Annotated in this window: 11 protein-coding genes and 1 pseudogene; 8 read left to right on the forward strand and 4 right to left on the reverse strand. The window is 41.4% G+C overall.

Annotated elements, in window-relative coordinates; genetic code table 11:
- From L4C32_RS19555 to L4C32_RS19565, 3 genes and pseudogenes are all read left to right on the forward strand, one after another.
- Positions 1–190: pseudogene (locus L4C32_RS19555) on the forward strand (hypothetical protein); the annotation flags it as partial.
- Between the two features lie 18 nt (positions 191–208).
- Positions 209–361, forward strand: a complete 153-nt coding sequence (locus tag L4C32_RS19560; RefSeq protein WP_428198574.1) for a MarR family transcriptional regulator — start codon at positions 209–211, stop codon at positions 359–361.
- 245 nt (positions 362–606) lie between these two features.
- A complete protein-coding gene (locus L4C32_RS19565; protein ID WP_428198575.1) occupies positions 607–1449 on the forward strand; it encodes a protein phosphatase 2C domain-containing protein in 843 nt (280 codons plus the stop codon).
- A gap of 55 nt (positions 1450–1504) precedes the next feature.
- Here L4C32_RS19565 and L4C32_RS19570 read toward each other — a convergent pair whose 3' ends face one another.
- The 3 genes from L4C32_RS19570 to L4C32_RS19580 are packed head-to-tail and all read right to left on the reverse strand — an operon-like array spanning position 1505 to position 3074.
- Positions 1505–2200 (reverse strand): 2OG-Fe(II) oxygenase family protein, encoded by a 696-nt coding sequence (locus L4C32_RS19570; protein WP_428198584.1) that lies wholly within the window; start codon positions 2198–2200, stop codon positions 1505–1507.
- A gap of 5 nt (positions 2201–2205) precedes the next feature.
- Positions 2206–2598 (reverse strand): hypothetical protein, encoded by a 393-nt coding sequence (locus L4C32_RS19575; RefSeq protein WP_428198576.1) that lies wholly within the window; start codon positions 2596–2598, stop codon positions 2206–2208.
- Positions 2595–3074 (reverse strand): hypothetical protein, encoded by a 480-nt coding sequence (locus L4C32_RS19580; protein WP_428198577.1) that lies wholly within the window; start codon positions 3072–3074, stop codon positions 2595–2597. Before L4C32_RS19580 ends, L4C32_RS19575 begins: the two co-directional genes overlap by 4 nt.
- Before the next feature lie 93 nt (positions 3075–3167).
- Here L4C32_RS19580 and L4C32_RS19585 point away from each other — a divergent pair, with 93 nt between their 5' ends.
- The 5 genes from L4C32_RS19585 to L4C32_RS19605 all read left to right on the forward strand — a co-directional run bounded on the left by L4C32_RS19585 (position 3168) and on the right by L4C32_RS19605 (position 7324).
- Positions 3168–4769 carry a methyl-accepting chemotaxis protein gene (locus tag L4C32_RS19585; protein ID WP_428198578.1) on the forward strand — a complete coding sequence of 534 codons (1602 nt, stop codon included), beginning with the start codon at positions 3168–3170 and terminating at the stop codon, positions 4767–4769.
- 120 nt (positions 4770–4889) lie between these two features.
- Positions 4890–5318, forward strand: coding sequence for a GNAT family N-acetyltransferase (locus L4C32_RS19590; protein ID WP_428198579.1), 429 nt, complete (start codon positions 4890–4892; stop codon positions 5316–5318).
- A gap of 107 nt (positions 5319–5425) precedes the next feature.
- Positions 5426–5848 carry a hypothetical protein gene (locus L4C32_RS19595; protein ID WP_428198580.1) on the forward strand — a complete coding sequence of 141 codons (423 nt, stop codon included), beginning with the start codon at positions 5426–5428 and terminating at the stop codon, positions 5846–5848.
- A gap of 1 nt (position 5849) precedes the next feature.
- Positions 5850–6926: a DNA alkylation repair protein gene (locus L4C32_RS19600; protein ID WP_428198581.1), complete on the forward strand. Its 1077-nt coding sequence runs from the start codon at positions 5850–5852 to the stop codon at positions 6924–6926.
- 26 nt (positions 6927–6952) lie between these two features.
- Positions 6953–7324, forward strand: a complete 372-nt coding sequence (locus tag L4C32_RS19605; protein WP_428198582.1) for a hypothetical protein — start codon at positions 6953–6955, stop codon at positions 7322–7324.
- A 76-nt stretch (positions 7325–7400) separates the two neighbouring features.
- On the opposite strand, the gene trpB is transcribed toward L4C32_RS19605, so the two are convergent.
- Positions 7401–8603: a tryptophan synthase subunit beta gene (trpB, locus tag L4C32_RS19610; protein ID WP_428198583.1), complete on the reverse strand. Its 1203-nt coding sequence runs from the start codon at positions 8601–8603 to the stop codon at positions 7401–7403.
- Between the last annotated feature and the right edge of the window lie 80 nt (positions 8604–8683).

The following is an 8683-nucleotide window of genomic DNA, read 5'->3' on the forward strand; positions in this document are numbered from 1 at the left end:
GTCTGAAGCCCTTGGAATTCATAGGCGATTTCAAGCAAACACAATCAAGAATAGAAAGGTACTAAGTTACTTCACCTTGGGAAAACGGGTTTTCAAAAACATAAAAATCAAGATAACAATGTTATCTTGGCGAATAACAGTAAAAATGTTCTACCAAAAAATTAAAGTGGCTCAAGAGCTTAGGATTTAATTTTGTGGGGATCCTTCAGTGTCTGTCCATGTTAACGTGTCCATGTTAACGGGACGCACGATGGGCCAAAGTAGACAAGCGACTCAGCGTGTGGCTGATATCATGGTCAAAGGCGGGCTACTCACGTGGATAGACAATCCAGGGCACAAAAAGGCTAAACTGGTGATCTGACTGAGATAGGGAAACAAGTTTACTGTTTACTGGATAACAAACAGGAGAAGTGGGTGGCACTTGGCGCTGAAGATATTACGCGCTTAGATCTGGATAACATGGCTCAGTTTCTAGAAAGAGAAAAGGTCAAATAAGGGGTAACTAAAAAGTAATTCGTGGAACGACTTATGATGTTGATAGTGTTATAATACTGATTTTTAATAGGTTTTATGTGGGCTATGCCTCAATAATTGAAAGGAATAACTATGCGTTTTGATGCATTTACCGATACATGTAAAACGTTCAATGAAGATATCTTCGGCCATACTGAGCACTGTTTTTGGGTTTTAGATGGTGCCTTATCGCTAAGCAAAGCCAATTATACCGATGCGTTTAGTGATATCGTTTGGGTCGTTAACTGGTGGAACACCTATTTATTGCATAATATTGAACAGTTTAATAAAAGCATCGTAACGATTCTTGAGGAGGGTATTGATCAACTCAATCGAGAATTTAATCAATACGTTGATTACCGCACACTGTCAAAACTGGATCGTTCAACAGCCTCTATCATTATCGTAAGAATCAATAACCATACCATAGAGTGTTTTGGCTTAGGTGATAGTGAAATTAATATTCGAGATAAACAGGGTACCGTAGAGGTGCTGGTAGATGGCAAGATTGACCAGCTAGACAGTCAAGTCATCGACATGATTTTTAATAATAATGAGCGGGTAAATCATATTCAGTTTAACGGTTATACCAATAAAGAGTTAGCGGTATTGCAAAACAATAGAATGAAGATGAATGAGACAGATGGTTATTACATATTAGAGCACGATAAAAATGCAATTCGTCATGGTCACTATAAAGAGTACCCACTCTCTGACATACAAGACATTATTTTGATGAGTGATGGGTATTCCGCCATATATAATAAATACAATCAGCTCACCATAGAGCAGTTAATGGATCGATGTCATCGCGATGGTGTGCAACCGGTCATGGAGTTGATTCGTTCAACGGAAAAGGGTGATGAAAATTTTCAAAAGTATAAGCGGTTAAGATTGCATGATGATGCCACGGTGATATATCTGTCTGATATTTAGAAGGTTATGTTGGGACAGACACGAGAATGTTCTCCCAACGTTAGTCATTAAAGGCTCACTCAGACCAATACCAGCTCGTAACGTTATAACGGTATTGGTCAGGATATTCAGCATTTAGTCGATTCACCCAGTGCTCAGAGCCATCGGAGGAGGGGGCAAAAAGGACGCAGCGATTAAACAGTGGTGCAATGCTTACGCTCTGGTCATTTTCGCCAATAAAAACCAGCTCTCCCCCAGCATTGTTGCGCCACGCTTTATTCAGGTAAATCAACATACAGATCTCTCTACCGGGAGAGTCATCAGCATGTTGCTCAACAAAATCAGAAGCGCCTAGTCGAAAATAATTGGTATTTACCTGAGGGTCTTCCACGTGAATGTCGGTGATTTCGACCTTAAAAATTCGCGACAACAGAGACATAAACTCATCACCACGCAAATAGGATAAGAAATGCTGCGCCAGTGTTGAATCCTCCGACGGCACCATTGACACCTCAGGTTGCCACACGTCTCGCTGTACAAACCGCTGTTCGGTGCTGGTGTTTTCCCACTCAGACTGATTAACATAGAGGGCAGAGTAGGTATGTTGTTGGGTCTGCCAGTGTTCGGTTTGCGCTAACGTGTGCACGATCTCACTCAGCTTGCAGTTATTAAATAAGTTATCGATAACGATATAGTTAGGACAGGTTTTCAATAGCGATGCACGGTAGGTAGCAACGGCAGAATCACTCACTTTCTCTTCATTTAGCCACATTGAATTCACTCACTTCTTTGATTAGACAGCCACAGAGATATAAGGATGATAAAGGGAGTAGCGATGAAAGCTTGAATCATGAAACGGAAATCAGTGCCAATAACAAACAGCACCATGGTTGAGATTACTCCCAATAACCAGATGTGACGATTGGCGTTTTTAATCGGTCTGAATACTCTTAATGTTAACCACACTATGGCACTATAAAAGAGTATTATTGCCAAGCAGTAAAATCCCCATTCATACCAAGAGAACCAATCGGCGTAACAGTGGCCAGAAGCATACCTATCGGTAGGGCAGAGATCACGCTCAACCCAAATATAAGAGGCAGTCAAAGAGAGTCCAATGAAGGATTCAATAAGCAATAGGCTCAATACAAACGTCAACCATTGTTTCATTGTTGATGTGATGCCGTTTCTTTATAGGTTAATGGGCAGCTGCTGCTATCGAATTGAAGTGAGGGAGGAGCACTAGAGGTAATCAGTGACAATAAACTGTTTTCAGGTTTGATGAATTTGGCGACACAGCCGCTATCAAAAATAACGGAATAGTTTGCAAAATCAATCTGCTCCAAAGTATCTGCAACCTTTTGGTGTTGATTGATGAACGACACGAGTACGTTTAAATCATGCCGGTTAGTATTAGAAGGTGAGATGGCACTGTGCGAGAAAAAAGAAGATAGGAATAACACCAGCCCAAGAAATCCTTTCATTTGAAGCTTAATCACCATTATTAAATCCAATTTATTGTTATTAGTTTGAATCAATTGTAGCACTTTTGATAAATCAGAGAGAGCTAAACATGCCTTACCTCGCAAATTCAATACTTTATATAAATTTGTTGAATGGGTTGGGCGCAAATCAATTTTTGCCACCTATGCAAACAGTAGAATTCATTTATTCATTTCATTGTCATTATGTTAGTCAACAATTTTTGTTCTAACTCTGTTTGGGTATTCGGTCAGTTTATGAAAGTTATTAGAAATATTCTTATTACGTTGGGTTTTAAAAGCATACAGAATCAGATATTACTATTGAACATTATCTTAGTTATTGCAGGTTGCAGTGCCATGACTACCATCTATGTTGGTATGTCGGCAGATGCATCAACCATCAATATGGCAGGTAGACAGCGTATGCTCTCGCAGAGAATTGCGAAAGAAGCACTTTTAGTCTCAGTGGATATTGACCGAGTTGACGCCGTTAAAAAAACTATCATTTTGTTTGAAAAGTCGATGGATATGTTGACTCATGGCGATGATACATCTGGTATATCAAGTCCTATGTCACCTGAGATTAAGTTGCAACTCGAAAAAGTGAACGGTTTGTGGGTCGATTATCGACAAGGGATTCTTGCGCTCATTTCAGTGACTGAAAATAAGGAGCAACATTCACTCATAATTGATTTAGATCGACGGTCACCAATCATACTCAAAGAGATGAATAAAGCGGTGGTAATGATGGAGAGTTCAAGTAATCAGAATGTTAAAGATAACATGATTCTGACTCTAGGGCTCATTTTGACCTTGATGCTACTTTCTACCATTATCTATTTTTATGTTTCTCGTTTCTTGATGAAGCCGTTATTACCATTGAGAGAAGCGCTTAACGCGTTTTCAGAGGGTGATTTAACCAAACCACTTCCATTGACCAATAACGCTGATGAAATCGGAGCACTTTATACCGATTATAATGAAGCTCGTGCCGGTTTCTCTGCAATTTTGTCAAATGTGATTCACTCTAGTGAACACGTCAGTTCTTCCAGTGAGAGCCTTAAAAATGCAGCACTTGAAAATGCAGAGGGAATGGGGAAGCAATACCAAGAGATAGAGCTTATTTCTACGGCGATGAATCAGATAACACTAACTATTCAAGAGGTGGCAAATAGCAGTGCCAATGCTCTTGAAAATACAGTAGTTGCAGAGCAAGAAGTGTCTAAAGGGCGTTCTGTAATGAGAACCACAGCAGAGATCATCAATCAACTCAACCAGCAAGTTGATTCAGCTTCCCGGGTGATAAATACGTTAAATGACGACAGTATGCAGATAAACACCGTACTGCAGGTGATCAATGAAATTGCAGAACAAACTAACTTGCTAGCACTTAACGCGGCGATTGAAGCGGCGCGGGCGGGAGAAGCGGGCAGAGGCTTTGCGGTTGTTGCGGATGAAGTCCGCGCACTGGCGGCTCGCACTGGTAATTCAACCTGTGAAATAAAAGTGATGGTTGAAAATCTACAACGACAAGCATTGAAAGCCGTCGATGTGATAAATGAAGGGCAGAAACAGGCCATTATTGGTGTTGAGCACGTACAGCAAGCTGATGAAGCATTAGAGCAAATTGTTCAGTCTGTTTCGGTTATCAATGACATGAATGCCCAGATAGCGACAGCAACGAAAGAAGAGAGTATTGTTGCTGAAGATATGAATCAAAGAATCGTGCATGTTGCGGAAACATCATCGAAAACAAAAAATAATGCCACCAACAATCAACTATTGGCGAAAAATTTAGCTGAAGTGGGCAAAGAGTTAAATAGTTATACCGTACGGTTTAAGCTTGAAGGAAAATAACGGCATCTCGCATTATGCGTACGATAAAATTCCCGTCTAATACCGACAATAAAAGTGATAACATCCAAATTATGAGTGACTTATAATGAGTCACTCATACATACAATATTAGGGTGCACAATGATCCGAATAGCAACAGTCGAAGAGGCACATGTGGTCTTTTCAAACATCCCAGAATTAGAACGATACCTTTCAATTGGCGAAATGGCTGCCAAGATAATCCCCGGTTCTTTAATTCTTGTTGATGAGTTACAGGGGGAGTTAGTCGGCTTTAAAATTGGCTATCCATTAAACGAAGTGGAGTTCTATAGTTGGTTAGGTGGGGTGCTTCCTAAGTATCGAAAGACAGGCTCTGCGCAAAAACTGCTAGAATTTCAAGAGCACTACGTTCGAGAACAAGGCTATCATTCGTTGTCGGTAAAATCACAAAATCAATTCCCTTCAATGTTAAGGCTGTTGATTCGAAACGGTTATCACATTACCGACGTTGTTGAATATGGCCATAAACAAAATGAGAGAATCTGTTTTACTAAGCTGCTTAATGAATAAAATGCAATCGATGATAGATCGTGTTTAATACTGACAGTTTTTGTCACAACTCTTCTGTAGATTTGGTATTCACAACCAGCGGCGACAAAGACATATATGGTGGGAACATGAAAAAGCGACTTATTTTAGGGTTATTAGCGTTGTCGACAGCGATGGAGGTGGCATCAAGTTCATTGGACTACGCTCAGGTGGAACAGGTAAATGCAGTTCAAAGTGATGAAGGCACATGGTGCTTCAGTACTACGGTCCGTCATAATGATGAGGGCTGGGAGCATTATGCAGATGGATGGCAGGTGGCGGACCTTAAGGGGAATCAACTTGGGTTGAGGGATCTGGCACATCCACATGATAATGAACAGCCTTTTACTCGGCGTTTATGTAATGTCATTATTCCTAAGGATCTAACAAAACTGGTAGTGAGTGCGAAATGCAATCAACACGGTTATGGTCATCAGTCGATAGAGGTTGATCTTACTAAAACGAAAGGGGATGGTTTTACAGTTAAATCATCATTTCTAGAGGCTCACTAATATGCCAGAGCCGTTAAAGAATTTATACAATGAAGCGTTAATCAATGCATTGAGTGAACAATTAAGCGTCCAATGTGCAGAGTTCGATTCTGCAGGGTTCAGTCGTTATATATTTGATAAAGAGTGGCAAGAAAAAGAACTCAAAGCTCGAATGGCACATATATCTGCAGCGTTTAACCAGTTTATCCCCCTCTCATACCCCGAACAGCTAGAAGTGCTGATGGCAATATCACCAAATTTTTCAGGTTTTGAATCCATGTTCTTTCCTGGTTTTGTAGAGCTATACGGCTTAGATGACTACGACAATTCTATTGTGGCGTTAGAGCACTTTACGAAGAACTCAAGCTCTGAATTTGCGGTGCGGCCTTTTATTATTAAATATAACCATAAAATGATGACACAAATGGAGGCGTGGTCGGAATCGGGTAATCACCATGTACGCCGACTTGCGACAGAAGGCTGTCGTTCACGTTTGCCATGGGCCATGGCACTGCCTGAATTTAAAAAGAACCCAAGCGCAGTAATGACAATTTTAGAAAGGTTAAAAAATGATGACAGCGAGTATGTACGGCGCAGTGTGGCAAATAATCTAAACGATATCTCTAAAGACAATCCCAACGTGGTTATCGACAAAGCTAAACAGTGGATAGGGGGATCAAAAGAGACGGATTGGGTGGTCAAACACGGTTGTCGAACTCTCCTTAAGCAGGGGGAGTCAAACATAATGGCGTTGTTTGGCTATGAGAAACCTGAACATATCAAAATAAAGGATTTTGAACTGCCGTCAGTCACACGAATTGGTGACAGCATTACCTTTGAATTTACACTGGTTTCACAGCAGGCCCTCGGTAAACTTCGTATTGAGTACGCGGTTAATCACCTGAAAAAAAATGGATCTCATACTAGAAAAGTCTTTAAATTATCAGAGTCTGAAAATAGAAATAAGATTAAACTGATAAGTAAGTCTCATTCATTTAAAAAGATTTCCACTAGGGTTTATTATGCAGGCATTCATGGAATTGCCATTATCGTAAATGGTCATGAAATCGCCTACCAAGAGTTTCAATTGGATAATTAACTACTGCCTCATAAAAGGGTAGCGATATGAAGTTCATTAAAATCATCATGTCATTGGTCGCCGTGTTATTTGGTTTGGTCACGATAACGGTTGGTAGCAGCGTGCTGCTTGGAGTTGACCCTGGGTATACAATCTATAAACCTCTGCTGATCTATAACACAGTTATGGGGAGTGTTTATGTTGCCGCGGGGTTATTGATTTGGCGTAACCTTAAACTGAGCCAGTATTTGGCCGCAGTGATACTGTCTCTCAACGTCATGGTACTGTTCTCCCTTTATTTACTGAACAGTGGAGACAAACTTATTGCCGTGGACAGCCTACGAGCCATGTCTTTACGCACGGTCGTTTGGTTGGCGATTTATACCGGCGTGAAGTGGCTCAATCGTAGAGACAATTAGCAGATTGAATCTAAGAAACGGGACAAAGCATAGCTTCATCCCGTTAGTCTTTGTCATATTGGATTATTGATTATGCCTATAAACCCAGCTTATCCGCCACATAGTCAGCGTCTTTATCACCTCGACCTGATAGGTTCACTAAGATCTGCTGATCTTTGGATAACGTAGGAGCCTCACGCATTGCCCAAGCAACGGCATGAGCACTCTCAAGAGCTGGGATTATCCCCTCCACTCGCGATAGTGTCATGAAAGCATCTAAACACTCATCATCCGTTACTGAATGATAATGGACACGATCGATATCTTTCAGGTAGCAGTGTTGTGGGCCCACACCGGGGTAATCTAGACCTGAGGCAATTGAGTGGACAGGCAGTGGCTCACCAGATTCATCTTGAAGTACATAACATTTAAAACCATGAATGGCACCTGGTGTACCCAACGTCAGCGTGGCAGAGTGCTCTTTGGTATCTAGCCCTTTCCCTGCCGGTTCAACACCGACAATTTTAACATCACTGTCATCGAGAAAAGCAGTGAATAGACCCATAGCATTTGAGCCCCCCCCAACACAGGCGGTGATTACATCAGGGTGTTTGTTGAATTTTTGTTGAAACTGCTCGCGAGCTTCACGACCAATAATGCTTTGGAAGTCGCGAACCATTTTCGGGAAAGGGTGCGGGCCAACCACAGAACCGATAGCATAGAGATAATCTTTTGGATTGTTCAGGTACTCCACAAAGGCACTGTCTACGGCATCTTTTAGAGTCGCGGTTCCTTGAGTCACAGGGACTAATTTACAGCCTAATATCTTCATTTTGGTGACGTTAGGGTGCTCTTTTTCAATATCGACTTGTCCCATATGAATTTCGCAAGGGATACCCACCAAAGCACAAGCAGTCGCTAGAGCTACCCCATGTTGACCAGCCCCCGTTTCGGCAATGACTTTCTTTTTGTTCATGTACTTAGCAAGTAGGGCTTCACCAAGACAGTGGTTGATCTTGTGCGCACCGGTATGATTGAGATCTTCACGTTTTAGGTGAATTTGCGCGCCGCCAAGCTTATCACTGAGCCGCTTAGCATGGTAAATTGGACTCGGACGGCCTACGTAATCTTGAAACAGTTCCATGAGCTCATCTTGGAACCCTTGAGTTTGTCGAATCTCTTCGTAGGCAAGATTAATCTCATCCATAGCCCCTTTTAATTCAGGGGGAATAATCTGACCACCATACTCACCAAAGAAACCTTGATTGTCTGGCATAGGTGCGAATTCGAACTTGCTCATAGGACCTCTCTAAATAGTTAATTTATTGATGTTTTGTCATTTATTGCGTTCATTTTTTATACACCTAACCAATATATCGC

Origin of the sequence: Aliivibrio kagoshimensis, assembly GCF_050337105.1 — a bacterium.
GTDB classification, from domain to species: domain Bacteria; phylum Pseudomonadota; class Gammaproteobacteria; order Enterobacterales; family Vibrionaceae; genus Aliivibrio_A; species Aliivibrio_A kagoshimensis.